This window comes from Kribbella steppae (assembly GCF_004342025.1).
GTDB lineage: Bacteria > Actinomycetota > Actinomycetes > Propionibacteriales > Kribbellaceae > Kribbella > Kribbella steppae.
Map to the genome: position 1 here is coordinate 249,587 of NZ_SLWN01000009.1, position 25,875 is coordinate 275,461.

The window sequence follows — 25,875 nt, forward strand, 5'->3', positions numbered from 1 at the left end:
GTCCCAGGTCAGGACACCAGGAAGCGATTCGGTGTTGTCACTCCAGATAGAGGTTGAGGGGGAAGCTTCCGAGGCGGATCTCGTCGCCGTCGCCGACCAGCCGGCTGCCGACCCGTACACCGTTGACGAAGGTGCCGTTGGTCGAGTCGAGGTCCCGCAACTCGAAGCTGACTCCGTCGATCCGGAGCAGTTCGGCGTGATGGCGGCTGATGTCCGGGTGCTCCAGGATCAGGTCGCAGTCCGACGCCCGCCCGATCAGCACCAGGTCCAGGACCGGTACGACGTGACTGTCAGGGCTCATCAACACCGGCTGCGGCGCGGCCTCCGTGACCAAGGCCACGGCTCTGTAGCTCCGTGACTTACGCCGCGCCCCGAGGAACGCACTCACGACGCCCTTGCCGAAGTTGAAGGCCACATCCCCCACTGCGGCCGTCACGAACCCACTGATCGGATCCATCTGCACACACCCAGCTCTGCAGTTCGGTATCCCGGAGCCGGCACCGCGGTACGGCGGCTCGCGGTGTGCCGTGGTGGTCTACCGTTGGCGACTGTGTCTGCAACTGCCACCCGCCCGATGACGGTGTTGATCATCGAGAACGATCCCGGCAGCGGTCCGGGGAGACTGCTCGGCTGGATCGAGGAACGGGACTTCACTCCCGTCGTCGTCCGCGCCTGGGCCGGAGAGCCGATTCCTTCCGACGTCTACGGCCACTCTGCGCTCATACTGCTGGGCGGCGGGATGCTGCCGGACGCCGATGACAAGTCGCCGTGGCTGAAGGCGGAGCGGGAACTGCTGCGGGCAACGACGGAACAGGACCGCGTACCCGTGCTGGGAATCTGCCTCGGCGCGCAACTACTGGCGCACACGTTCGGCGGTGAGGTGCGCGGCAAGTACGGCCTGCCCGAGAAAGGCGTGACCGAGCTTCGCCTGCTGCCCGGCGCCGAGGACGACCCGCTGCTCGCCGGTCTGCCGACCACCGTGCGGGCGATCGAGAGCCATCAGGATCAGATCACCCGGCTGCCGGCCGGGGCGGTGCCGTTGATGTCGAGCGAGCGCTGTGCACATCAGATGCTGCGCATCGGCCGGAGCTGGGGCGTCCAGTTCCACCCTGAGGTCACTGTCGACCGGGTGCAGAGCTGGGATCCCGAGCGGCTTCGATCCTGGGGGTTCGATCCTGAGGCGGTGAACGCGGCGGCCGAGCGGTATCAGGCCGAGCTGGAGCAGACCTGGTCCGTGGTGCTCGGCAGGTTCCTGGACCTGGCCGGCCGGTCCGCTCGTACCCGGGACCGGTAGCGGCGCTACCTTTGGGGAATGAGTCTGGAGCAGCCGCCGCCCGGGCATCGGGCCTCTGACAACGACCGCGAGCGAGCCGCCGCCGTGGTCCAGGAAGCACACAGCGACGGACGGCTGGATTTCCAGGAGCTGGACGAGCGGCTCACCCAGATCTACTCGTCCAAGACCCAGCTCGAGCTGCGGACCGCGACGGCGGATCTGGTGCCGGTCGCGCACGGCAGCAACGCGGTCGAACTGGTCATCCGGGCCAAGCACAGCGCGCAGAAGCGCGAAGGTCCCTGGACCGTGCCGCAGCGGGTCGTCGCTGTGGCCGAGCACTCTTCGGTCCGGCTGGACTTCACCGACGCGGTGGTCCGGTGGCCCGAGATCCACGTCGACGCGCAGGCCAAGCACAGCTCGGTGGTGATGATCGTGCCGGAGGGCTGGAGCATCGATCTCGACGCCGTCGACATGGTCCATGGGACCGCCAAGAACAAGGCGACCACTCCTCGGTCCGGCGGTGTCCGCCTCCGAGTGACCGGCCAGGCCAAGCACGGCTCGATCGTCGTACGCCATCCGCGCAAGCGCCACTGGTGGTGGCCCTGGTACCGGAAGTGAGCTGCGCCGCTCCGGGATACCCGTCGTACCGGCTAGCGTGAGCCTCATGACGGCTTCGCTGGATCTTGTGGATGTGGACTCGCTGTTGACCGAGGAGGAGGTCGACGTCCGGGCCACCGCCCGGCGGTTCGCGGACGAGCGGCTGCGGCCGTCGCTGCCGGAGTGGTTCGAGTCCGCGAGCATTCCGGCGCGGGAGCTGGCGAAGGAGCTCGGTGCGCTCGGGTTCCTCGGGATGCACCTGACTGGGTACGGGTGTGCCGGCCTCGGTCCGGTTGCGTACGGGCTCGCCTGTCTGGAGATCGAGGCGGCCGACTCCGGGATGCGTTCGCTGGTGTCGGTGCAGGGGTCGCTGGCCATGTACTCGATCTGGAAGTACGGCAGCGAGGAGCAGAAGAACGAGTGGCTGCCGCGGATGTCCGCGGGCGAGGCGATCGGCTGCTTCGGCCTGACCGAACCGGACTTCGGCTCGAACCCGGCCGGTATGCGCACGAACGCCCGGCGCGACGGCGACGACTGGGTGCTGAACGGCTCGAAGATGTGGATCACCAATGGCTCGGTGGCCGAAGTCGCGGTGGTCTGGGCCCGGACCGACGACGGCGTCCGCGGCTTCGTCGTACCGACGTCGACCCCTGGTTTCTCGGCACCGGAGATCACCGGGAAGTTGTCGTTGCGCGCCTCGGTCACGTCCGAGTTGGTGCTGGACGACGTACGGCTGCCGGCGTCGGCCCTGTTGCCTGAGGCCCGTGGCCTGTCCGGTCCCCTCGGCTGCCTGAACGAGGCCCGGTTCGGCATCATCTTCGGCGCGATGGGTGCGGCCCGGGACTGCCTCGAGACGGCGCTGGCGTACGCCGGCGAGCGGATGGTCTTCGACAAGCCGCTGGCCGGATACCAACTGACCCAGGCCAAGTTCGCCGACATGGCGGTCGAGCTGAACAAGGGCATTCTGCTCGCTGTCCACCTCGGTCGGCTCAAGGAGAAGGGGACGCTGCGGCCCGAGCAGGTGAGCGTCGGCAAGCTCAACAACGTCCGCGAGGCGATCGCGATCGCGCGTGAGTGCCGCACGATCCTGGCCGCGAACGGGATCAGCGGTGAGTACCCGATCATGCGGCACGCCAACAACCTCGAGTCCGTCCTCACCTACGAGGGCACCTCCGAGGTCCACCAGCTCGTCATCGGCCAGGCCCTCACCGGCCAGGCGGCCTTCCGCTGACACATGCTGACTGAGCCGCGGCTGGATCGCGCGGCACTGGTGGACACGGTCAGGACGTCGTACGGGATCACTGTCGACGGCCTGCGGTTCGTACCGGTCGGCTGGGCGGCAGCCTGCTATGAGATCGACGAGCGGTACTTCCTCAAGCTCTGGCTCACGCCAGACGACGCAGCCCGTGCAGTCGCCCGGCTCCCGCTGGTGCAGCACATGCACGAGACCGGCTTCCGCGCCCGACTCCCCTACCCCATCGCCACTCATGACGGCCGCTTGTCCGTCCCAACCCCCGACGGTGTCGTGGCGTTGTTCCCCTTCCTACCTGGTACGACGCCAGCGGGGTGGCCAAGGTGGTCGGACGACGTACTGGACGAACTCGGTTGGGTGCTGACCGATCTGCACGCGGTGACACCGGCGGCGGATCTGCCACGTGAGGACTTCTCCATCGCCGGGCTGGTGCCGCACGACCGCCTCGCGCAGTTGCAGAGCGTCGTACGACGACTGCCGGAACGCTTCGTGGTGTGCCACACCGACCTGATCGGCGACAACCTGCTGGTCGGTGCGGACGGGCGGTTGAGCGCCCTCGACTGGGACACCGCGATCCTCGGTCCCCCGGAGCACGACCTGGCTCTGCTGATGCACGGTGAGCAACCCGTCGACGACAACGCCCTGCGCCGGGTGCTTGCGGTCTACCCTCGCGACGTACCGCTCGAGCTGGAGCTGTTCGCCTTCTTCCTGCTCCGGCGGAACGTCGCGGACTACTCGGCGCGGGTTCTGCGGCTGCAGCAGGGCGGGTTGTCGGCGGTCGAGGTCGCCGACGCTCGTGCAGGAATGGTCACCTGGGGGTCCGCGCAGTGGTCGCGGCTGGACCGGACGCTCGCGCTCGTCCGAGCCGCTCTCGCCGACCGCGGTGCATGACGATTCGCTGCCTGGGTACCGTGAGTGAGCGGGGACTACAGAATGTCATCCTGACACCCCGCTGTGTTGTTGCTGTGTCGTCTCCGCCCGCGGCGCTTGCACGCCAGGAAGGAGCAATCATGAGGATCGGTGCCGGCATCGGGCTGGTCGCCATCGGCGCCATCATCGCCTTCGCCGTCCGCGATACGTCCGGGTGGCTGAACCTGACCGCCCTGGGCATCATCATCATGCTCGCCGGCGTGGCCGGTATCTGGGTGTCCTACCGGCTCGCCAACCCGCGGAAGCGGGGCGAGTTCAACGTGATCGACCCGGAGGTCGAGAAGCAGTACACCACCGACCCGCCGGAGCAGGTGGCCGAGCGGCCGATCGACGTGACGCCGAGTCATCTGCGCGAGGAGCGCCGGGACTAGGTCAGCTTCTTCAGCAGATAGTCGCAGGGGTCCGCGTGCGAGCGGACGATGTTGCCCTCGGCATCCTGTTCGGTCCAGGTGTCGATCACCTGCGGGCCGTCCCACAGTTGGTAGCCGAGGCGCTCGTACAGCTTGCGGGCGCGCGGGTTGTCGGCACCGACAGCCATGCCGATCGCGGATCGGGACCAGTCCGCCGCGATCGCCTCGCTCGCGCGGATGATCGCCGTACCGATGCCTTGGCCCGGGACGTAGGCGTCCAGTGCGTTGATCTCGACGGGGTCGTGGGCCGCGCGGACTTCGGCGTACTTCGACTGGTTGAGCAGCATCGTGTGGCCGACGATCTCGCCGTCGCGGTGAGCGAGCAGGAACACGCCGTCACCTCGTTGCTGCGTTTCCCAGCGCTCGCGGAGGTGGTGCTGGGAGGCAGGTTCGGCCGGGGCGATCAGCTGGTCGACCTCCGCTTGCGTGGCAGGCCTGATGTCCATCGTCCGACCGTACGGCGAGTTGCCGTCGGACCGCACCCGCTTTAAGGCTGCCTGAAGAACCGCGGGGACAGTGGACCATGGACCGGAATCGTGAATTGCTGGAGCGCTTGTGGCCGACCTCCGATCAACTCGCCTTGTCGGCCGAGGCGGAACACGAGATGCGCACGGAGGACTACGTCCTCGAGATGCCACAGTCCGGTGAGCGGATCGTCGGGCGGGACCGGATGCGGGCGATGCAACAGGAGTACCCGAATCCGCCGTCGATCCAGCTCATCCGCATCACCGGTGCCGGCGACCACTTCGTCGTCCTCGGCCGCTCGGACTACAGCGGCGACATCTACTACGTCGCCAACGTCGTCGAGTTCCGCGACGGCCGGATCGCGCGCGAGACCCGAATCTACGGCGCACCCTTCGATCCGCCGCCGTGGCGGGCGAAGTACGCCGACTGACTACTTGGCGACCTCGGTGGCGCGGGACTCGCGGACGACGGTGACGCGGATCTGGCCGGGATAGGTCAGCTCCTCCTCGACCTGCTTGGCGATATCGCGTGCCATCACCTGCGCGCCGATGTCGTCGACCGCGTCCGGCAGCACCATCACCCGGATCTCCCGGCCGGCCTGCATCGCGAACACCTTCTCCACTCCGTCGTGGTGCATCGCGATCTCCTCCAGGCGCTCGAGCCGCTGCACGTAGGCCTCCAGCGACTCCCGCCGTGCCCCCGGCCGGCCGCCGCTCACCGCGTCCGCAGCCTGGGTCAGCACCGCCTCGACGGTCCGCACCTCGACCTCGTTGTGGTGCGCCTCGATGCAGTGCACGACGTCGTCGTTCTCGCCCCACTTCCGGGCCAGCTCCGCACCGACGATCGCGTGACTACCCTCGGACTCGTGCGTCAGGGCCTTGCCGATGTCGTGCAGGAACGCGCCGCGCTTGCACAGCTTCGGATCCAGCCCGAGCTCGGCCGCCATCATCCCGGCGATGTGCGCCGACTCGATCAGGTGCTTCAGCACGTTCTGCCCGTACGACGTCCGGTACCGCAGCAGCCCCATCGTCCGGGTCAGCTCCGGGTGCAGGTCGGTGATCCCGACCTCCGCCATCGCATCCTCGGCGGCGCGCTCACACAGCTCGGCCACCTCACCCTTGCTGCGTTCGTAGATCTCCTCGATCCGGCTCGGGTGGATCCGGCCGTCGAGGACGAGCGAATCCAGGGTCAGCCGTGCGGTTTCCCGCCGTACCGGATCGAAGCAGGACAGCAGCACCGCCTCGGGGGTGTCGTCGATGATCAGGTTGACCCCGGTGGTCTGCTCGAACGACCGGATGTTGCGGCCCTCGCGGCCGATGATCCGGCCCTTCATGTCGTCACTCGGCAGGTGCACCACCGACACGACCGACTCGCTGGTCTGCTCCGACGCCAGCCGCTGGACCGCACCGGTGATGATCTTGCGGGCCTTCGTCTCGCCCTCGTCCAGCGCCTGCCGCTCGATATCGCGGACGATCGCGTGCGCGTGCCGCTTCGCCTCCGCCTCGATCGCCGCGACCAGCTCGCTCTTCGCCTGCTCGGTGGTCAGGTTCGCGACACCCTCCAGGATCCGGCGACGCTCGTCCTCGAGGTCGCGGATCTCGGCCTTACGGCGATCCAGCTCGGCCAGTTGCGCGGTCAGCTCGGTCTGGCGTTGCTCGGTCGTGCGGTGCTGCTCGTCGAGTCGTTCCTCACGCTCGGTCAGCCGGTGCTCACGGCGTTCCATCTCCAGGCGCTGCTCGCGCAGGTCGTCCCGGATCGACTGTGCCTCGGACTCCGCTTCCCGCCGTACGTCGGACGCCCGCTGCTCGGCCTCCCGCCGTACCTCGGTCGCCCGGTCCTCCGCGGCGCGGCGGATCTCCTCGGCCCGCTGCTCGGCGGCCTCGGCCCGGACCCGCAGGACGGCGGCCTCCTCCTCGGCCTGGCGGCGGACCGACTCAGCCGCCGACTTCGCACCGGCGGTGATGGTGGCGGCCTGGAGCTCGGCGGCCGCCGTTCCCTCGGCGGCTTTTCGGCGGGAGAGGGTGAAACCGATCCAGGCCAGCAGCCCGGCGATCAGAAGTCCGATCAGAGACAGACCGACAGATGTGGCCGTCATCGGCGTCTCCCCTCTTTCGAGTCCCACCAGGCGGGACTTTGTGGTCGGTCGAAGGGATCCGCCACGGGAGCCGACTGACGGTACGGCTGACCGCACCACCGGCGTACGGCGGTGGGCTGTCCGTCCGTTACGGCGGTACCGCTCAGCGACCGGGCGGCCCCTGGGTGTGCGTCACCCAGGCACGTACTCATGGCCGCCACCGTCGAACCGCGGTGCCGTCTATCCGACGACGCTGCGAGTCGCCGTCGTCAGTCCTTCAGCTCGGTCGAGCGTAGTGTCGTGTCTTCTCCGGCCGGTCGGCCCGTGATCAACCGGCCTGCCGGTGCTATACCCGCCACCGTCAGGTGGAGTGATCCCTTATTGATTCCGAGGCTAGGCGTGCCCCACCACCCGGTCAAGACGGACACTCCCACCCCGGCCCACCATCACCGAAGGCACCGAAACCAACGTCCTCCGTTACCCTGCGACCCCGTCGCACAACAAAACCACCACCCGCACTGGTCCACTCCAGTTACCCGCGTGGGCCGGGGAGGCCTTCCTCGGACTCGGTGGTCTCGGACTCGGTGGTCTCGGACTCGGTGGTCTCGGTCTGGCCAGTGACGGTCCCGCCGGTCTGGGTGCCTTCGGGGCGTGATCCGGCCGAGCTGGCCGGCTCGGTCGACGGGTCAGGGGCGTCTCCGCCTACGACTCCGCCGTGAGCTTCAGGATCGCCCCCACCACCCGGCTCAGCCACACCGCCGCTGGCCTGTGCCTCAGGCCCCTCGTCGGCAGAGCCGGATTCAGCCTCCGCGCTCGCGCTTCCGGCCTCACCGGACGACTGCGGTTCCTCGGCCCTCGCCGACGCTTCCCCACCCTGCTGCTCCGCGGTCGACTCTCCCCCGGCGCTGGCCGACTGCTCGCCGGCGGACTCGGTGGTTGTCGAGTCGGCGGTAGGCGGCTGGGCTGGTGGGTTCTCGGAGTTGTGTGAATCGACGTAGCCGCCGACCTTCTGCTGTACAGCGTCGACCTTCTCCGCGTACTTGCCGCCTGTCTGCTTATCGACCAGGTCGCCGGCCTTCTCCACACCGGCCTTGATCTTGTCCGGGTTCTGCTTGACGACGTTCCGGAGCCAGTTCTTCGCCTGTTCCTGGAAATCGCTCATTGCACCCTCCGCGGTGTCAGGGGCGGATCGACCGAAAATCCCAGCCTACGGACCAGTCCAAACACCGGCCCTCTTCGGATGACACACCGTCAGCCCGCACCCGTCAACGCCCCTCGCCGCCCGCAGCCCCACAGATTCCCCCCATCGCGCTCAATCCGCACCCTCCGCCACCCGCTCCAGCTCACTCATCCCCCAACCACAACCCCGGCGCCGCAACGCCCGCCGCACACCCGCCTACTCCACGACACATCCACCACCCGCCTTGCGGGTGGATGTCAGAGCAGTACTGGTGGGGGTTGCCGGATGGGTGTAGTCGGCGGGTCGGCCTTCGTAGAGGATGGAGCCGCCGTGGCGGCCGGGGCCTGGGCCCAGGTCGATCAGCCAGTCGGCTTGGCGGATGACGTCGAGGTTGTGTTCGACCACGACGACGGTGTGGCCGTGTTCGACCAGGCTGTCGAGCACACGCAGCAGCATGTCGATGTCGCTCAGGTGGAGACCGGTCGTCGGTTCGTCCAGCAGGTACGTGGTCGGCTGGTCCGCCTGCCGAAGCTCCTTCGCGATCTTCACCCGCTGACACTCACCACCCGACAGCGTGTTCAACGACTGCCCCAACCGCAGATACCCCAAACCAACCGCCGCCAACTGATGCAGAGCCCGCGAAATACCCGCGTCGGGCAGTCTCGCAGTGGCCTCATCGATAGTGAGCTCGTCGACGTCGGCGATGGAGAGTCCGTCCACCGTGTGCGCGAGGACCTCCGGAGTGAAGCGGCGCCCGTGACACGTTTCGCACACAACCTCCTGCCCATCCATGAACGCGAGGTCGGTGTAGATGACCCCCAACCCTTTGCAGTCCGGGCAAGCTCCCGCCGAGTTGGCACTGAACAGAGCAGCGGGTACGTCGTTGTGCCGCGCAAACAACCTGCGAATCGCCGGAGCGATGCCGGTGTAGGTGATCGGCGTCGACCGACGGTTGGTGCTCACCGGCTTCTGATCGATCACCACCGCGGAGTACTGCTCCACCAACTCCGCCGCCAGGCTGGACTTCCCAGAACCAGCCACACCGGTCAGCACACTCATCACACCCGTGGGAAAGCTCACGGTCACGTCCTGTAGGTTGTTGCGACTGGCATCCACCACGGTCAGCTTCCCGATGCCGCGACGTGGCGCGACTTTGAGTGGTCGCTCTCGAGCCAGCGCGCGACCGGTGGAGGTGCCGGCATCGCGGAGGTCCGCGAACGTCCCTTGGAACACCAGCCGTCCACCGGCATTCCCCGCTTCGGGACCGACTTCGATGATCTGGTCCGCGTGGGCCATCACGGCGGGGTCATGCTCGACGACCAGCACGCTGTTGCCGCTGTCACGAAGCCGTTCCAGCAGGTCGATCATCGACTCCACATCGGTCGGATGCAGGCCGACGGTCGGCTCGTCCACGACGTACGTCATCTCGGTGAGACTGGACCCGAGATGCTTCACCGTCTTGATCCGTTGCGACTCACCACCGGACAAAGTGGTCGTTGCCCGAGACAACGTCAGGTACCCGAGCCCGATCGTGACCATCGCCTCCAGCCGCGCGGTCAACGCGGCCACCACCGGTACGACGCCCGCCTCGTCGATCCTGCGTACGACGTCGACGAGCTCGGTGATCTCGAGTCGCGACAACTCACCGATCGTGTAACCGAGTACTGTCACGGTCCGCGCCGCCTGATTGAGCCGGTCGCCGGCGCAATCCGGGCAGATCTCGGAGCGGGTGAACTTGCGAATGGCGTCCTGCTTCCGCTCGGACAGGTTGTCGGAGGTGTGCAGGTAGATCCGCTCGAACCGTTCGACGACTCCCTCGTACTCCTTCGGGAGCTTCTGACCCAGATCGGCTGCTGCTTGGCCGCCGTACAGCAACGCCTGGCGTTCCGACTCGGTCCAGTCCCGCAGCGGGGTGTCCACCTCGAAGGTGCCGATGTCGGCGTACTGGGCGTGCCAGTAGCCGCCGTTGCCGAATCCCGGGAGCATGATGGCGCCGTCGGCGAGTGACTTGTCCAGGTCCAGGAACTGTTCGACGTTGCTCACCACCACCTCCCCGAGCCCGGAGCAGGTCGGGCACATGCCGATGGGGTCGTTGAAGGAGAAGTGGTTCGACTCGCCGACGTACGGCTCGCTCAGGCGGGAGAAGAGCAGCCGCAAGTACGTCCAGGCGTCGGTGATCGTGCCGACGGTCGAGCGGGCGTTGCCGCCGATCCGCCGCTGGTCGATGACGATCACGGGCGTCAGGCCGCCGATGTGGTCGACCTGCGGTCGCGTCCACTTCGGCAGCCGGTTCCGGGCGAACGGCGGGAAGGTCTCGTTGAGTTGATAGCCCGCCTCCGCGGCGATCGTGTCGAACACCAGCGACGACTTGCCCGAACCGGATCTGCCGACGAACACCACCAACTGGTTCCGCGGGATGTCGAGGTCCAGGTCGGCCAGGTTGTTCGTCCGGGCTCGGCGAAGGGTGATGGCTCGCTGTGTCATGAGTACGACGCTACGAGCAGATGTGGCCGGATTCTGGCCGCATTAGCTGGGATGATCGGGGTCATGGCCGATGTCACCGCACGCATGCTGGCGCTGCTGTCGACCCTGCAGACAGGCCGGTCGTTCAGCGGCGACGAGTTGACCCGGCGGCTCAGCGTCAGCCCGCGGACTCTGCGCCGGGATGTCGACCGGCTGCGTGGGTACGGCTACCCGGTCGAGACTCAGCCCGGACCCGGCGGGTACTACCGGCTCGCCGCCGGACGCACCATGCCGCCGCTTGTCCTGGACGACGATGAGGCCGTCGCGACGCTGCTTGCCTTGGCGTCCCTCGCGGCGGTCGGACCTGCCGCCGTCGGATCTGCCGCCGTCGGACCGTCGAGCGACACCCGTGCAGAACGCGACCAGCAGGTCGAAGGCGGGATCGACGACGCCGCGACGCGTGCCTACGGCAAGGTGGATCAGTTTCTGCCGGCTCGGCTTCGGGGGCGGGCGGTGTCGGTTCGCTCAAGCTTGGAGACCAGCCCTCAACCGGCGCCGAGCGTGACCGCCGAGCAACTCGGTCTGGTCGCTGAGGCGATTGCTGACCAAGAGACGATCTCCTTCGGCTACCAGAACGCTCGTGGCGAACGAGCGCGTCGGCGGGTGGAGCCCTATCGGCAGGTCCACCACATGCTCCGGTGGTACGTGCTGGCTTGGGATCTCGAGCGCGAGGACTGGCGCGTGTTCCGACTGGATCGCATGTGCGATCTCCTTCGGACCGGCACTCGGTACGAACCACGGCCTCTCCCGGCCGAATCAGCCTCGGACTACCTGCGCCAAGGACTCAACCGGCACAAGCAAACGGTCAGCCTCGTGGTCGACGCACCCGCGGCGGCCGTCATGGATGCGTTGCGCTACCAGGACGCCGAGATCCAATCCGTCGACGACCACCGAACCAACGTCACCCTCGCCCTCGACTCCTGGCAGTGGCTGATCCTCAACCTCGCGTTCCTCGACGCTGACTTCCACATCACCGAAGGCGCCCCCTTCACCACCTCCTGCCAGACCTTCGCCCACCGCCTCCTCAACGCCACGACCTGACTTTGCCGAACCCGTCAGCTTGATCTTGTCCTGTTGATCCTGCCTCGACGCCAAGGTCTGCTCGAGCGATCAGCGCGGACGCCTGGGCCTACTACTCGCCGTCGAGGTGTGCCTTCGCCAACTGCGGCGGCGCAAAGACGAGCCAGCCGTCAACGAGCGCTTCCCTCAGGACAGGCTCCGAGACCTTGTCGAGCTCGATCAGGACGGCGGCGTAGTTGTCGAAGTGCGGGATCGTGAAGAACCCATCTGCCGCCCGGGCAGCAAGTACCGCTTCCTTCTCGGCGAGATCCTCCACCCGGATGGCCAGGATCGGACCGTCCGGCGGAGTCTCGTCGCCGAAGCGCCTCAGATCCGCCTTGCTGAACGGGCGTTCCCACGCGTACCCCTTGCCGGCGATCGCCCACGTCCGGTGGCCATGCCGCGTCGTCTCCTCAGTCTCCGTCAGCGCCGCAACCAGTCGCTCCACGTCTTCGAAGCTCGCCATGGCGGTCACGCTACTGCGCGCCCGTCGACCCAGTCGAGCAACACCACCACTTCGTCCGAAGGAACGAGCCGGACTCGCATCCGAGGGGTCAGTCGGGTTCGAGGCCGGACGCGTCCAGGAGCGGGAGTTCTTCGTGGCTGGCGGAGAGTTCTTCTTTGACGACGGTCATGGCGATGCCGCCGGGGTAACCCTTGCGGGCGAGCATGCCGAGAAGCCGGCGCATCGCTACCTCGCGATCCAGGTTGCGCATGGATCGAAGCTTGCGGCGAACCAGAGCGCGGGCCGTCTCCTCTTCCTGCCCCGGCTCCAGCTCGTCAAGCGCGTCGCGAGCCAACTGGTCGTCCACTCCCCGGCGACGGAGTTCTTGGGCCAGCGCTCGCTTGCCGAGACCACGCCCACGATGACGAGACTCGACCCACGCGGTGGCGAACGCGGCGTCATCGATCAACCCGACCTCGGAAAACCGATCGAGCACCTCGTCAGCGACCTCATCCGGAATCTCCCGCTCAGCCAGCAGACCAGCCAACTCAGCACGCGTCCGGGGCTGCCCCGTCAACTTGTCCAGCAGAATCGTCCGAGCCACTGAATGCGGATCCGCCATCCCGTCCAACGCAGGGTCCGCCTCCCCCTCCGGCCCGTCGCCCGCACGCTTCTTCCTCCGCCGAGATGTCCCACCCCCAAACTCCCGCCGGCGTACCACCGCACGCCGACTCCGACTCTCAACCCCACCAGGAGCCGGCGCTTCAGCCGCACCCCGAACCTCGGGCACCGCCTCAACCCCACTCGCAGCGGCAGGCCCAGCGGGCGGACGAGCTCGCTGGCTGGTCGTGTCCGCGCCACGGTTTCGGCCAGGTATCGCGGGAGCCTTTGACTGATGTTGTGAGCTGTCAGCCGGCACGCCGTCGAGCTCTGCCTGAGTGACGGGCTCGCTGAGCGACGGACGACCCAGGGTCGGGCCCGAGGTCGGCGACTCGTCGGCCGCGAAGGCTATCGCAGCGGCCCGGGAATCCTCGGACCCCGCAACAGGCCGACTTCCACCGGCACCGCGGCCAGACTCCGACGGCTCGTCGGGCTCAGCGATTTCGGTTTCTCCCCATGGATCCACGATCGCTGGCCTCCGCCTGCTTCCACCGGTACGGTGGCCCGCGCTGCCCGACTCCGGCGGGTCGACGGGAGCGACATCGTCAGCTTCTCCCCAGGGGTCCCTGGTCGCTGGCTTCTTCCGGCTTGCGCTAGGACGGCGGTGAGCCTGACCCGGCCCGGGTAGGTCGTCGGGCGCGGCGTCGTCTTCGGCCCAGGGATCTGTGGTCCCTGGGGTCTGTCGGATTCTCCCGACACGGAGGCTGGCCGGTCTCGACTCGGAGGGCTCATCGGGTACGGCCTCGCCTGCCTGTGGATCGGCGGCGGCGCGTGTCGGGCGGGCACTCGGTCGCCGACGCGGCTTCTCGACAGAGTCCGGAGTCCCGCCGACACCCCCGCCCTCGGCTAGGAGGGCTCGGGCCAGGGCCAGGCGGTCTGCGTGGGGTAGGGACAGTGCCTCGGGGGCAGCGTCCTCGACAGCTGTGGGCCGAGGAGCGCTGCCGTCCGCAGCGGATCGATCAGAAATCGACATCGACCTCGGCCGTGGCGGCCTCGTCGGCCGGCTGGTCCACCGCCGCCCCGATGCCCATCTTCTCCTTGATCTTCTTCTCCAGCTCGTTGGCCAGATCGGGGTTGTCGCGCAGGAAGTTCCGCGCGTTCTCCCGGCCCTGGCCGAGCTGGTCGCTCTCGTAGGTGAACCAGGCGCCGGCCTTGCGGACGAAGCCCTGCTCCACGCCGAGGTCCAGCAGGCTGCCCTCGCGGCTGATGCCCTGGCCGTAGATGATGTCGAACTCGGCCTGCTTGAACGGCGGGGCCACCTTGTTCTTCACGACCTTGACCCGGGTCCGGTTGCCGACGAAGTCGGTGCCGTCCTTGAGCGACTCGATCCGGCGCACGTCCAGCCGGACCGAGGCGTAGAACTTCAGCGCCCGGCCACCGGTCGTGGTCTCCGGCGAGCCGAACATGACGCCGATCTTCTCGCGCAGCTGGTTGATGAAGATCGCCGTCGTACCGGTGCCGTTGACCGCGCCGGTCATCTTCCGCAGCGCCTGGCTCATCAGCCGGGCCTGCAGACCGACGTGGCTGTCACCCATCTCGCCCTCGATCTCGGCCCGCGGCACCAGCGCGGCCACCGAGTCGATCACGACGATGTCGATCGCGCCGGAGCGGACCAGCATGTCGGCGATCTCCAGCGCCTGCTCACCGGAGTCGGGCTGCGAGACCAGCAGCGCGTCGGTGTCGACACCCAACTTCGCCGCGTAGTCCGGGTCGAGCGCGTGCTCGGCGTCGATGAAGGCGGCGATCCCGCCGGCCCGCTGGGCGTTCGCCACCGCGTGCAGGGCGACCGTCGTCTTACCCGAGGACTCCGGGCCGTAGATCTCCACCACCCGGCCACGCGGCAGACCGCCGATCCCGAGCGCGACGTCGAGCGCGATCGAGCCGGTCGGGATGACCTCGATCGGGGCCCTGCCCTGCTCGCCCAGTCGCATCACCGCACCCTTGCCACACTGCCGCTCGATCTGCGTCAGCGCGGTTGCCAGCGCTTTCTCCCGATCCGCTACCGCGCGTTCCGCACTCGCTGCACCAGCCATGTGACCGCCACCTGACCCATCTACGTATCGGGGCCGCTGTCCCAGCCGCCCGAAGGATTTCCTTGTCGCCAGAGAAGGTACGGGTTACGTCGGACAGTTTTCGTCGCCACCTGGAAACTGTGGACAACTCGGCCGCCCGGGTACCTTCAGGAGACCAAACTATCCCGAACACCTGTTCGAATCGCAACTGACACGCCGAAGTTCCTCAGCCGCCGTCCTGAACCGCCGACTCCCTACCCTGTCGGCGTGGCAGACCGTCAAGACATCCCCGATTCCGCCGTCATCCTCGCGCTCAGCCGGGTCGAGTTCGGGATCGATTCCGTGCTCGACGCGCTCCGTTCCCAGGACCCGTTCGGCATCCGCAGCATCCTCACCGAGTACTCCGCCCAGGAGCAACCGAACCTGGCCGAGAAGGGCCTGATCCTGGCGATCGACCGACTGCTGAAGATGAAGGTGCCGGGACACACCGAATGGCCGTCGCTGCCGCTGGCGAAGCGCTGCGACTGGTGGGTGGAGCGGCTTGGCGGCTTCGCGGCTGTCGTCGCGGGCCTCCCCCGCATCAGCGGTGCAGCCGCCGACTACCTGCCGCTCAAGGACACCCTCGGCGCGTCCGTCCAGGCCATGGTCATCGGCGCAGTCTGCCGCGAGTACGGCGTCGAAGCGCATGCCGACCGTACGGCGGTCATCGCACGCGTACTCACCGACCGGCCGATCACACCGGACGAGGTACTGAAGTACGACGACCCGACCGAGGCCGGCGAGGACGTCGCCAAGCAGTTGGGGCTCGGAGACGAGTCGGACCGGGCAGGACTGAGCCAGGGCATCCGGCTGGTCTGGCGGATCAGCAAGCTGTTCGGCGGGCTCGGCGAGGTGTTCGACGATCGCCCGCGCGGCAGCATCGGTGCCAGGTTCATCGGCCGGCTCCCCGCCATCGGCGTGGTCGGAGGCTTCTTCGACGAACGCAAGGGCATCCGCAAAGCGGCGTACGCGGCCGCGGACCTGCTCGCGAGCAGCGCCTTCCGGGTGAAGCCCATCTAGAGGCTGCGGGCCGGGGCCTGGTGCTGGGATGATCTCGGCATGACTGGGATCGTCATCGTGAGGGCGGACGAGAGTTGGCCGGCGCAGTTCGAGAAAATCGCGGGCGCGGTGAGCCACCTGCTCGGGGAGACTGCGCAGCGGATCGACCACATCGGGTCGACGTCCGTACCTGGGCTGGCGGCCAAGGACATCCTGGACATGCAGGTGACGGTCGGGACAGAGCCTGAACTGGACGACGTGGTGGAACGGATGGTCGCGGCGGATTGGGAAGTCCGGCCGCCCAGACGGGACCACCCGGTTCCCGGACTACCCGCCGACGACGTGCAATGGGTCAAGCGCCTGGTGGTCGAGCCGATGTACAGGCGGCGGGTGAACCTGCACGTCCGCGTCGCCGGACGGGCCAACCAGCGGTATGCCCTGCTGTTCCGGGATTACCTGCGCAGCCATCCGGAGACAGCCGCCGCGTACGGCGAGTTCAAGCGCCGAGCAGCCGCCCTGCCGATCGAGTCGGTCGGGGACTATGCCGACCTCAAGGACCCGGTCTGCGACCTCATCTACCTGCCCGCGGAAGAGTGGGCCGCTCGCACTGACTGGACTCCCTGACCGATCGGGCAAGGAGACGCAGGGTGAGTGCAGTACTACAGCGTGGTCGTTGACCCTGTCCGGGTTCAGCCCGCACGCTGGATCGGGGGTGCGTCGTGGGCAGTCCGACGTACGGGCGGGCGTCCCCTCAAGGGGGCGTGGTTCTGGTGGGTGGAGCAGGACGGCTGGCAGCGTTGCCATGCGGCAAGGTGTCCAAGTGGATCGTGCTGGCACTGTGGATCGTCGCGGTGGCGGCGTCCTTCGGACCGGCGAGCAAGCTGACCGGTGCTCAGGAGAACGATGCGGTGTCCTGGCTGCCTGCGAAGGCAGAGTCCACCGAGGTGCTGAAGGCGACGCAGCAGTTCTCGTCGCCGGACGAGATCCCGGCGGTGCTCGTCTACGAACGATCGGCCGGCATCACACCCGCTGACCAGCAAGCGGTTGCGCGGCACGTGACGCAGTTCGCGCAGTTGGAGGATGTCGACCGCGAAGTGATCGGGCCGATCCCGTCGGAGGACGGCAAGGCGCTGCAAGTGCTGGTCCCGATCAACGCCGGATCCGGCGGCTGGGAGACGATCGGCGCGCGAGCAGATGACATCAGGCAGGTGGCTGCCGACCGCCCCGACGGCATGTCGTTCCATGTGACCGGCCCCGGTGGCTTCGCAGCTGACTCGCAGGAGGCCTTTGCCGGCATCGACGGCAAGCTCTTGTACTCCGCTGCAGTCGTCGTGATCGTCATCCTCTTGCTGACCTACCGCAGCCCCGTGCTCTGGTTGCTGCCAGTGGTGTCAGCCGGAGTAGCTCTGTTCGCCGCGCAAGCGGTCATCTATTACCTGGCAACCGAGGCGGACCTGACCGTCAACGCCCAAAGCGCCGGCATCCTCACAGTCCTTGTGTTCGGCGCTGGGACGGACTATGCCCTGCTGCTGGTCGCCCGATATCGCGAAGAACTGAGGAGACACGAGGACCGGCACGAGGCGATGGCGTTCGCGCTACACCGGTCCGGCCCGGCAATCATCGCGTCTGGTTCCACTGTGGTGGCAGGCATGCTCTGCCTGCTGTTCGCCTCAATGAACTCGACCCGTGGCCTCGGACCAGTCGCAGCGGTCGGCGTAGTCATCGCACTGATCGCCATGCTGACCTTGCTGCCCGCTCTGCTGGTCATCTGCGGCCGCTGGGTGTTCTGGCCGCTACGGCCGACGTACGGCTCCGATGACCACACCGAGAACAGTGTGTGGGGTCGCATCGGGCGACGGATCGCAGTACGACCCCGTCTGACCTGGGTCACCACCACAGTGGTGCTGGCCATCGCCGCACTCGGCATTCTGCGGCTGGACCCGAACGGCCTCAGCAACGAAGAGTCCTTCATCGGTACGCCGGACTCTGTGGTCGGTGAGAAGGTCCTGGCCGCCCACTTCCCCGCCGGCGCGGGCAACCCGCTGGTCGTGGTGAGCAACGCGGACAAGGCAGCAGAGGTCCGTACGGCGATGGCCTCGACGCCAGGCATCGCCGCCGTGGCCGAACCGCGGGTGGCCGGAGGACTGGCCTACCTCGAGGGGACGATGACGGACGCGGCGGACACTCAGGCCGCGAAGGACACCGTGGATCGGGTCCGGACGGCAGTGCATGCGGTACCGGATGCCGACGCACTGGCCGGAGGCGGAGCCGCGATCCTGCTGGACACGCAGCGAGCGGCCGATCAGGACAACAAGGTGATCATCCCCGTCGTCCTGGCGGTGGTCCTGCTGATCCTCGCGTTGTTGCTGCGTGCGTTGCTCGCGCCGGTACTGCTGGTCGCGACGGTTGTCCTGTCGTTCGGCGCGGCGCTGGGCATCAGCGCGCTGCTGTTCGACCAGGTACTCGGTTTCGGCGGCGCGGATGTCTCGCTACCGCTGTTCGTCTTCGTCTTCTTGGTTGCCTTGGGCATCGACTACAACATCTTCCTGATGACCCGGGTGCACGAGGAATCGAAGACACACGGCACCCGGCGCGGCGCGCTGATCGGCGTCGCCGCGACCGGCGGCGTGATCACGTCGGCGGGGCTGGTGCTGGCCGGGACGTTCGCGGTGCTGGCGACGCTTCCGGTGGTGGCGTTCGCCGAGATCGGCATCGCGGTGGCACTCGGTGTCCTGCTGGACACCATCATCGTCCGTTCAGTGCTGGTGACGGCGCTGAACCTCGACATCGGCCGGCACCTGTGGTGGCCGAGCAAGCTGGCGAAGAAACGCGATCCGGAACCGGCAGACGAACTACCGGAGCCGGAGCTGACAACCACCTGAGCGGACGCTCCGGTCAGCGCTCGCTGGGTGGGAGTTGCAGGTGCGCCCAGACGGCGCGCCAGACAGTCTTGGCGTGCTCGCCGTCGGCCAGGGCCTCGACGACCGTGCGGCCGCCGAGGTCCCGGACGACCTGGGTCTCGGCCCAGGTACGTGCATAGGCGGGACCGAGGTGTTGATCCATCCGCGCCCAGAATTCCGTCAGTCTCATGCCTGCCCGTCGTCGTCCTTCGGTGGCTGTCCCCACCCGCCCTGTGAACCGTCCTGCCCGCCTGGCTGGCCCTGCTGGGGCGGTGCCGGCGGACGGCCTTCCTGCTGCGGACCCCGGCCACCCTGCTGCGGTTGCCCTGGTTGCCCGTAGCCCTGCTGCGGCTGGCCAGGCTGCTGTCCCCAGCCGCCCTGCCCCTGCCCCGGACCCGGCTGCCCCTGCTGTGGAGGCTGGCCCTGCGGACCCCACTGACCTGGCTGAGGCTGTCCAGGGTACTGCGGTTGGCCAGGCTGTCCCGGGTACGGCGCCTGCCCCGGCTGACCGCCCTGACCAGGCTGGCCCTGCCCCGGCTGACCGCCATACTGCCCGGGCTGGCCGCCGTACTGGCCGGGTTGTCCTGGCTGGCCACCGTACTGGCCGGGTTGTCCGGGCTGACCGCCGTACTGGCCAGGCTGTCCGCCGTACTGACCACCTGGACCGGACTGCGCGTACCCCGGCTGCCCGGGGTACTGACCCGGCTGGCCGCCGTACTGCGGGCCCCACTGGCCCTGTTGCGGCTGGCCCGGGTACTGACCGTATTGCCCGTAGCCCTGCTGGGCCTTGGCCTTGCGACGACTCCGCAGTACGAAGAAGACAACCGCACCGGCCGCCAGCAACAGCAGCACAACGATGAGGATGATCGCCCAGAGCGGGAAGCTGTTGCCGGCCTCAGAGGTCAGCGACACGTTGCCGAGCTTGTCGAGGCTGTCGTACGTCGCCGTCCGCCCGTCGACCTTGGCACCGCCGTCTTGCTCGATGATCTTGCCGGGCATGGTGATCTTGAAGTTCACCGTGGGCTGGCTGCCGGACGGCATGCTGCTGCCCAGGTCGTCCGCCTTCACCGTGACCTTGATCTTGTCGCCCTCTTTGCTGAAGCCGACGCCCTCGCCACTCGAGCTGCCCATCTTGTCGAACGGCACGCTCTCGAAGGTGCAGTTGGAACCGACGTACCGATCGTCCTCGAACGCCTTGCAGGTGACCCCGTCGGTGGTGGTCTCCTTGATCCCGTCCTCGATCCGCTCCCGGACCTTGTCGAGCGACTGGCCGCTGGACTCCAGCAGCTGCTTGTCGACCCCGATCTGCATGTTGCCCGAGACGGTCTCGTTGGAGCTGACCTTCAGGTCGGCGTCGAGTTTCACGCACCCGGTCAGCGCGACCAGGCACGCCCCGACGACGAGCGCTGCACGTACGCGGTTCATCATGCGGTCGATCATTCCAGAAGACGGGGACAACGCCGCCACCGGACGGAAACCGCCTGGTCAGACAGGGAAATCCGAAACTGGCTGACCGGGGCGGTCAGGCGGGGACGGAAAAGTGTCCGTGGGACCGGGCAAGATGGGCGACGTGAAGAAAACCAGCGCGTTGAGCCGGTTCTCGCCCGCGACCCGGGCGTGGTTCGGCGACGTCTTCGAGGCGGCCACCCCGGCCCAGCTCGAGGCGTGGGACGCCATCACCGCGGGCCGGGATGCGCTGGTGGTCGCCCCGACCGGTTCGGGCAAGACGCTGGCGGCCTTCCTCTGGGCACTCGACCGGCTGGCCACAGTGCCGCCGCAGGACGATCCGAAATTGCGCTGCCGGGTGCTGTACGTGTCACCGCTGAAGGCGCTCGCCGTCGACATCGAGCGCAACCTGCGTGCGCCGTTGATCGGGATCCGCGAGACCGCGCGACGGCTCGGCGAGGCGCCGGTCGATGTCGAGGTCGCAGTCAGGTCGGGCGATACGCCGGCCAGTGAGCGACGACGGTTCGCCACCCGGCCGTCCGACGTACTGATCACCACACCTGAGTCCTTGTTCCTGTTGCTGACCTCGCAGGGCCGTGAGTCGTTGCGGGGTGTCGAGACGGTCATCGTCGACGAGGTGCACGCCGTCGCGGGGACGAAGCGCGGTGCCCACCTGGCGCTCACGCTCGAGCGGCTGGACGATTTGTTGCCGAAGCCCGCGCAGCGGATCGGGCTGTCGGCGACGGTTCGGCCGGTCGAGGAGGTCGCGCGTTTCCTCGGTGGCGAGCGACCGGTGACGGTGGTGCAGCCGAAGTTCACCAAACAGTGGGATCTGAGCGTCGTCGTACCGGTCGAGGACATGGCCGAGCTGGCCAGCACCGAGGTGGAGACCTCCGGATCCGCCGCCGGTCCACCGCAGCACGCATCGATCTGGCCGCATGTCGAGGAGCACGTCTTCGACCTCATCGCGCAGCACAAGTCGACGATCGTCTTTTCCAACTCGCGGCGCCTGGCCGAGCGGCTGACTGCCCGACTGAACGAGATCGCGGCCGAGCGGGCCGAACTGGAGCTCGCCGAAGCGGGCTCACCCGCTCAGGTGATGGCTCAATCCGGCGCATCGCTTGCTGCACCACCGTTGATCGCGCGAGCGCATCACGGTTCGGTCAGCAAGGAGCAGCGGCTGCTGATCGAGGCGGATCTGAAGTCCGGGCGGCTGCCGTGCGTGGTGGCGACGAGCAGCCTCGAGCTCGGTATCGACATGGGCGCGGTCGACCTGGTGGTCCAGGTGGAGGCGCCGCCGTCGGTCGCGAGCGGTCTGCAACGGGTCGGCCGAGCCGGTCACCAGGTCGGCGCTGTGTCGCGGGGTGTGCTGTTTCCCAAGTTCCGCGGCGATCTGATCGACACAGCGGTCGTCGTACAGCGGATGCGCGACGGGCTGATCGAGAGCCTGCACATTCCGGCCAACCCACTCGACGTACTGGCCCAGCAGATCGTGTCGATCGTCGCCCTGGACACGGTCGACGTCGACGAGCTCTTCACTCTGGTACGACGCTGTGCCCCGTTCGCGACGTTGCCACGATCGGCGTACGACGGGGTGCTCGACATGCTGTCGGGTCGCTACCCGTCGGACGAGTTCGCCGAGCTGCGGCCGCGGATCGTTTTCGACCGGGTGAGCGGGGAGATCTCCGGCCGGCCCGGTGCGCAGCGGCTCGCGGTGACCAGCGGCGGCACGATCCCCGATCGCGGGTTGTTCGGAGTCTTCCTGGTCGGTGAGTCGACGAACCACCGGGTCGGTGAGCTGGACGAGGAGATGGTGTACGAGTCGCGGGTGGGCGACGTGTTCACCCTCGGCGCGTCGAGCTGGCGGATCGAGGACATCACCCACGACCGCGTGCTGGTCTCCCCCGCTCCCGGTCAACCAGGGCGGTTGCCGTTCTGGAAGGGCGATGCGGTGGGCCGACCGGCTGAGCTGGGTGCGGCGACCGGCGCGTTCGTGCGGAAGATGGCTTCGCTGCCGGCGAGCAAGGCGGTCGAGCGAGCGCGCGCCGCGGGGCTGGACGAGTACGCGGCGAACAACCTGGTCTCGTATCTGGCCGAGCAACGCGATGCGACCAGCCGGGTGCCGGATGACGTGACGATCTTGGTCGAGCGGTTCCGCGACGAGCTCGGTGACTGGCGCGTCTGCGTGCATTCGCCGTACGGCGGCCAGGTGCACGGACCGTGGGCGCTGGCGATCGCGGCGCGGCTGCGCGAGCGGTACGGGATGGATGCGCAGTCGGTCTCGGGTGACGACGGGATCGTGCTGCGGTTGCCGGAGACGGACGAGCCGCCACCGGGTGCCGATCTGGTGCTGTTCGATCCGGCCGAGATCGAGGACCTGATCACTACGGAGGTCGGTGGCTCGGCGCTGTTCGCCGCGCGCTTCCGTGAGTGCGCGGCGCGGGCGTTGCTGCTGCCGCGGCGGAATCCGGGTCGGCGGTCGCCGTTGTGGCAGCAGCGACAACGGTCGGCGCAGCTGCTCAGTGTGGCGAGCAAGTACGGCTCGTTCCCGATCGTGCTCGAGACCCTGCGTGAGGTGCTGCAGGACGTCTACGACCTGCCTGCACTGAAGGATCTGCTGACTGGGATCAGCGAGCGGCGGATCTCAGTGGTCGAGGTCGAGACATCGGAGGCTTCGCCGTTCGCGAAGTCGCTGCTGTTCGGCTACGTGGGCGCATTCATGTACGAGGGCGACACACCGCTCGCGGAGAAGCGTGCTGCTGCCCTCGCGCTGGATCAGAGCCTGCTCGCCGAGCTGCTCGGGCGGACGGAGTTGCGCGAGCTCCTCGACGCCGAGGTCGTACTGCGGACCGAGGCGGAGCTGCAACGGCTTGCCGAGGATCGCCGCGCTCGCAATGCCGAGGGGCTGTTCGACGTACTGCGGATGGTCGGACCGCTGTCCTTGTCCGAAGCGTCACAGCGCTGTGTGGACGATGCCGATGCCGAGTCCTGGTTGACCGAGCTGGCGGCAGCGCGCCGGGTCGTGCGCGTGCGGATCGCCGGCGAACACCGGTGGGCCGTGGTCGAGGACGTGGCTCGGCTTCGCGACGCACTCGGCGTACCGCTTCCACCGGGGATCGCGGAGGCGCACGCGGAGCCGGTCGCGGATCCCCTGGGGGACTTGGTGTCCCGCTACGCGCGGACACATGGGCCGTTCCGTGCGGTCGATCTCGCGACGAGTCTCGGCACCGGCGTGGCCGTGGTCACCGATGCGCTGCGGCGGTTGAGTGCGGCTGGGCGAATCGTCGAGGGCGAGTTCCTGCCCGGCGGGATTGCCATGGAGTGGTGCGACAGCGAGGTTCTCCGGCTGTTGCGGCGTAGGTCGCTGGCCGCTCTGCGCAAGGAGGTCGAGCCCGTCGATCCGTCTGCGCTCGCACGCTTCCTGCCAGCGTGGCAAGGCATCACGAGCAGCCGCGGGCGCGGGTACGACGTACTGCTCGGTGCAGTCGAGCAGTTGGCCGGATGCGCGGTGCCGGCGTCGGCGCTGGAGTCGATCGTGCTGCCCTCGCGGGTGCCTGGGTATCAACCGTCGATGCTGGATGAGCTGACCGCCACCGGTGAGGTCGTGTGGGCGGGTTCGGGCTCGTTGCCGGGGACGGACGGTTGGGTGTCGTTGCACCTTGCGGACAACTGCGATCTGACGTTGCCGGATCCGGACCCGGCGTTCGAGCTCGGTGACACGCATCAGGCGGTGCTCGACGCGCTGTCGGGTGGCGGTGCGTTCTTCTTCCGCCAACTGAGCGATGTCGTCGGGGCGGCCGCTGGTGTGGTGGACGACGAGACCCTTGTCACTGTGCTGTGGGATCTCGTCTGGGCAGGTCATCTGACGAACGACACACTCGCGCCAGTTCGGTCGCTCGTCGGCGGTGGCCGCGGCAGTCATCGGACCCGCCGTACGACGCCACGCGCACGACCGGGTCGTCCGATGCGTGCCGGGCGACCAGCGATGCCGACTCGGAGCGGACCGCCGACGGCCGGTGGGCGATGGTCGTTGCTTCCAGCCCGTAATCCGGACGCGACCCGTCGCGCGCATGCCGCGGCGGAGACGCTGCTCGATCGGTACGGGATCGTCACGCGGGGGTCGGTGATCACTGAGCGGACGCCGGGTGGGTTCGCGGCCGTGTACAAGGTGCTGAGCGCGTTCGAGGAGTCGGGACGGTGCCGGCGCGGGTACTTCGTGGCCGGGCTTGGGGCGGCGCAGTTCGCCTTGCCTGGCGCGGTCGATCGGTTGCGCGCGATGGCTGAGCTGCCCAGCTCGGTTGGTGGTTCCCCGACTGGTCCTGGACCTGGGCCAGGTGGATCTGGCTCAGGAGGCACTCGACCTGGCTCTGGGCCTGGCCGGGTTGGCGGTGCGGGGCGCGGTCGGCGTGATGAGGAGCCGGCGGCGCGGGCCGTTGTACTCGCGGCTTCTGATCCGGCGAATCCGTACGGCGCTGCGTTGCCGTGGCCTGAGCGCGAGAGTGCCAGCGGGCACCGGCCCGGGCGGAAGGCCGGGGCGCTGGTCATGCTGGTGGACGGACAGTTGATCGTGTACGTCGAGCGAGGCGGACGGACCGTACTCAGCTTCACCGAGGATCCCGACCTGCTGCAGCCAGCTGTCGATGCGCTCGCTCTGGCCATCAGGGACGGTCAGCTCGGCAAGCTCAGTGTCGAGACGGCCGATGGCGAACAGGTCCGGCACACGGCGTTCGGCGATGCGCTGGCGAAGGCGGGGTTCCACGCGACGCCGCGGGGATTGCGATTGCGGGCCTGAGTCATGCCAGAAGGCGACACCGTCTGGCGGGCGTGCAAGCGGCTTGATCAGGCCTTGGGCGGGCAGGAGCTGATCCGGACCGACTTTCGCGTGCCCGCGTTGGCAACGACGGACCTCGGCGGCCGGACGGTGCTGGAGGTCATTGCGCGCGGCAAGCATCTGCTGATGCGAGTGTCCGGCGGACTGACGGTGCACAGTCATCTCCGGATGGATGGCAGCTGGCATCTGTACCGGCCGGGCGAGCGATGGCGAGGTGGTCCAGACCACCAAGTCCGGGCGGTACTGGAGACCGCGTCCTGGATCGCCGTCGGCTACCGGCTGCCGGTGCTTGAGCTGGTCGCGACTGACGCCGAGGAGAGCGTCGTAGGGCATCTCGGGCCGGATCTGCTGTCGCCGTCGTTCGACCGCGCGCAGGCGATCGCCAACGTCGAGGCCGAGCCGGAGCGGACAATCAGCGAGGCGCTCCTCGACCAGCGGAACCTCGCCGGGATCGGCAACTTCTACCGCACCGAGGTCTGCTTCCTGCTCGGTCTCGATCCGTGGCGACCAGTCTCGTCGGTCGACGTGGCCGCGGCGGTCGATCTGAGCCGGCGGCTGATGAAAGCCAACGTACGCAACGGCACGCAGGTGAGCACCGGCGTCGACCGGCCCGGGCAGCGCTCGTGGGTGTTCGAACGGGCGGGCAAGGCGTGCTGGCGCTGCGGTACGACGATCCTGACCGCAACAATCGGCGAACCACCACGAGATCGCGTCACCTACTGGTGTCCAACCTGCCAACCCGAGACCGAGCAGCCTCAGACCCAACAGCCGTGAGCTGAG

At 68.1% G+C, this 25,875-nt stretch carries 22 protein-coding genes; 12 read left to right on the plus strand and 10 right to left on the minus strand.

The features are described from left to right. Window positions 1-37: 37 nt before the first annotated feature. The gene (locus EV652_RS26855) at window positions 38-457 is read right to left on the minus strand and encodes an FHA domain-containing protein (protein ID WP_132212004.1); all 420 of its coding nucleotides are present in this window, start codon (window positions 455-457) and stop codon (window positions 38-40) included. Between the two features lie 93 nt (window positions 458-550). Between EV652_RS26855 and EV652_RS26860 the strand changes: the two genes are divergently transcribed. The 5 genes from EV652_RS26860 (at window position 551) to EV652_RS26880 (ending at window position 4,423) form a co-directional block, all read left to right on the plus strand. Then, window positions 551-1,294, plus strand: coding sequence for a type 1 glutamine amidotransferase (locus EV652_RS26860; RefSeq protein ID WP_132212005.1), 744 nt, complete (start codon window positions 551-553; stop codon window positions 1,292-1,294). Between the two features lie 18 nt (window positions 1,295-1,312). Further along, a complete protein-coding gene (locus EV652_RS26865; protein ID WP_132212006.1) occupies window positions 1,313-1,891 on the plus strand; it encodes a DUF1707 SHOCT-like domain-containing protein in 579 nt (192 codons plus the stop codon). Between the two features lie 46 nt (window positions 1,892-1,937). After that, entirely contained in the window at window positions 1,938-3,101 is a 1,164-nt protein-coding gene (locus EV652_RS26870; RefSeq protein ID WP_132212007.1) for an acyl-CoA dehydrogenase family protein, read from the plus strand. A 3-nt stretch (window positions 3,102-3,104) separates the two neighbouring features. Then, window positions 3,105-4,013: a phosphotransferase gene (locus tag EV652_RS26875; protein WP_132212008.1), complete on the plus strand. Its 909-nt coding sequence runs from the start codon at window positions 3,105-3,107 to the stop codon at window positions 4,011-4,013. Window positions 4,014-4,132: 119 nt separating this feature from the next. Beyond that, window positions 4,133-4,423 (plus strand): hypothetical protein, encoded by a 291-nt coding sequence (locus EV652_RS26880; RefSeq protein ID WP_199238421.1) that lies wholly within the window; start codon window positions 4,133-4,135, stop codon window positions 4,421-4,423. Here EV652_RS26880 and EV652_RS26885 read toward each other — a convergent pair. Continuing rightward, window positions 4,420-4,908: a GNAT family N-acetyltransferase gene (locus EV652_RS26885; RefSeq protein ID WP_132212009.1), complete on the minus strand. Its 489-nt coding sequence runs from the start codon at window positions 4,906-4,908 to the stop codon at window positions 4,420-4,422. The two genes, EV652_RS26880 and EV652_RS26885, sit on opposite strands and share 4 nt — an antisense overlap. 77 nt (window positions 4,909-4,985) lie before the next feature. Here EV652_RS26885 and EV652_RS26890 point away from each other — a divergent pair, with 77 nt between their 5' ends. Then, entirely contained in the window at window positions 4,986-5,357 is a 372-nt protein-coding gene (locus EV652_RS26890) for a nuclear transport factor 2 family protein (protein WP_132212010.1), read from the plus strand. Here EV652_RS26890 and rny read toward each other — a convergent pair whose 3' ends face one another. From rny to EV652_RS26905, 3 genes are all read right to left on the minus strand, one after another. Next, window positions 5,358-7,022, minus strand: coding sequence for a ribonuclease Y (gene rny / locus EV652_RS26895; protein ID WP_132212011.1), 1,665 nt, complete (start codon window positions 7,020-7,022; stop codon window positions 5,358-5,360). A 511-nt stretch (window positions 7,023-7,533) separates the two neighbouring features. Then, window positions 7,534-8,163 (minus strand): antitoxin, encoded by a 630-nt coding sequence (locus EV652_RS44720; RefSeq protein WP_199238422.1) that lies wholly within the window; start codon window positions 8,161-8,163, stop codon window positions 7,534-7,536. 234 nt (window positions 8,164-8,397) lie between these two features. After that, a complete protein-coding gene (locus EV652_RS26905) occupies window positions 8,398-10,665 on the minus strand; it encodes an ATP-binding cassette domain-containing protein (protein ID WP_132212012.1) in 2,268 nt (755 codons plus the stop codon). Between the two features lie 63 nt (window positions 10,666-10,728). Between EV652_RS26905 and EV652_RS26910 the strand changes: the two genes are divergently transcribed. After that, window positions 10,729-11,745, plus strand: a complete 1,017-nt coding sequence (locus EV652_RS26910) for a helix-turn-helix transcriptional regulator (protein WP_132212013.1) — start codon at window positions 10,729-10,731, stop codon at window positions 11,743-11,745. Window positions 11,746-11,836: 91 nt separating this feature from the next. Here EV652_RS26910 and EV652_RS26915 read toward each other — a convergent pair whose 3' ends face one another. The 3 genes from EV652_RS26915 to recA form a co-directional block, all read right to left on the minus strand. Then, window positions 11,837-12,229, minus strand: a complete 393-nt coding sequence (locus tag EV652_RS26915; RefSeq protein ID WP_132212014.1) for an MmcQ/YjbR family DNA-binding protein — start codon at window positions 12,227-12,229, stop codon at window positions 11,837-11,839. A gap of 88 nt (window positions 12,230-12,317) precedes the next feature. Further along, the gene (locus EV652_RS44725; protein WP_242002031.1) at window positions 12,318-12,812 is read right to left on the minus strand and encodes a regulatory protein RecX; all 495 of its coding nucleotides are present in this window, start codon (window positions 12,810-12,812) and stop codon (window positions 12,318-12,320) included. A gap of 1,015 nt (window positions 12,813-13,827) precedes the next feature. Continuing rightward, window positions 13,828-14,901: a recombinase RecA gene (gene recA, locus EV652_RS26925; RefSeq protein ID WP_132212016.1), complete on the minus strand. Its 1,074-nt coding sequence runs from the start codon at window positions 14,899-14,901 to the stop codon at window positions 13,828-13,830. A 246-nt stretch (window positions 14,902-15,147) separates the two neighbouring features. Between recA and EV652_RS26930 the strand changes: the two genes are divergently transcribed. From EV652_RS26930 to EV652_RS26940, 3 genes are all read left to right on the plus strand, one after another. Next, window positions 15,148-15,939, plus strand: coding sequence for a hypothetical protein (locus tag EV652_RS26930; RefSeq protein WP_132212017.1), 792 nt, complete (start codon window positions 15,148-15,150; stop codon window positions 15,937-15,939). Window positions 15,940-15,978: 39 nt separating this feature from the next. Then, window positions 15,979-16,542 carry a GrpB family protein gene (locus tag EV652_RS26935; RefSeq protein ID WP_132212018.1) on the plus strand — a complete coding sequence of 188 codons (564 nt, stop codon included), beginning with the start codon at window positions 15,979-15,981 and terminating at the stop codon, window positions 16,540-16,542. Between the two features lie 146 nt (window positions 16,543-16,688). Next, a complete protein-coding gene (locus tag EV652_RS26940; RefSeq protein ID WP_132212019.1) occupies window positions 16,689-18,800 on the plus strand; it encodes an MMPL family transporter in 2,112 nt (703 codons plus the stop codon). A 13-nt stretch (window positions 18,801-18,813) separates the two neighbouring features. Here EV652_RS26940 and EV652_RS26945 read toward each other — a convergent pair whose 3' ends face one another. Together EV652_RS26945 and EV652_RS26950 are read right to left on the minus strand one after the other, a co-directional pair. Then, complete coding sequence (locus EV652_RS26945; protein WP_131351713.1) at window positions 18,814-19,008, minus strand: DUF3046 domain-containing protein; 195 nt, start codon at window positions 19,006-19,008, stop codon at window positions 18,814-18,816. Further along, entirely contained in the window at window positions 19,005-20,246 is a 1,242-nt protein-coding gene (locus EV652_RS26950) for an LppM family (lipo)protein (protein WP_132212020.1), read from the minus strand. The genes EV652_RS26945 and EV652_RS26950 overlap by 4 nt, the downstream gene beginning before the upstream one ends. Before the next feature lie 133 nt (window positions 20,247-20,379). On the opposite strand from EV652_RS26950, the gene EV652_RS26955 reads away from it, so the two are divergent. After that, window positions 20,380-25,056 (plus strand): ATP-dependent helicase, encoded by a 4,677-nt coding sequence (locus EV652_RS26955; RefSeq protein ID WP_132212140.1) that lies wholly within the window; start codon window positions 20,380-20,382, stop codon window positions 25,054-25,056. Between the two features lie 3 nt (window positions 25,057-25,059). Further along, entirely contained in the window at window positions 25,060-25,869 is an 810-nt protein-coding gene (locus EV652_RS26960; RefSeq protein ID WP_132212021.1) for an Fpg/Nei family DNA glycosylase, read from the plus strand. The last annotated feature ends 6 nt before the right edge of the window (window positions 25,870-25,875 follow it).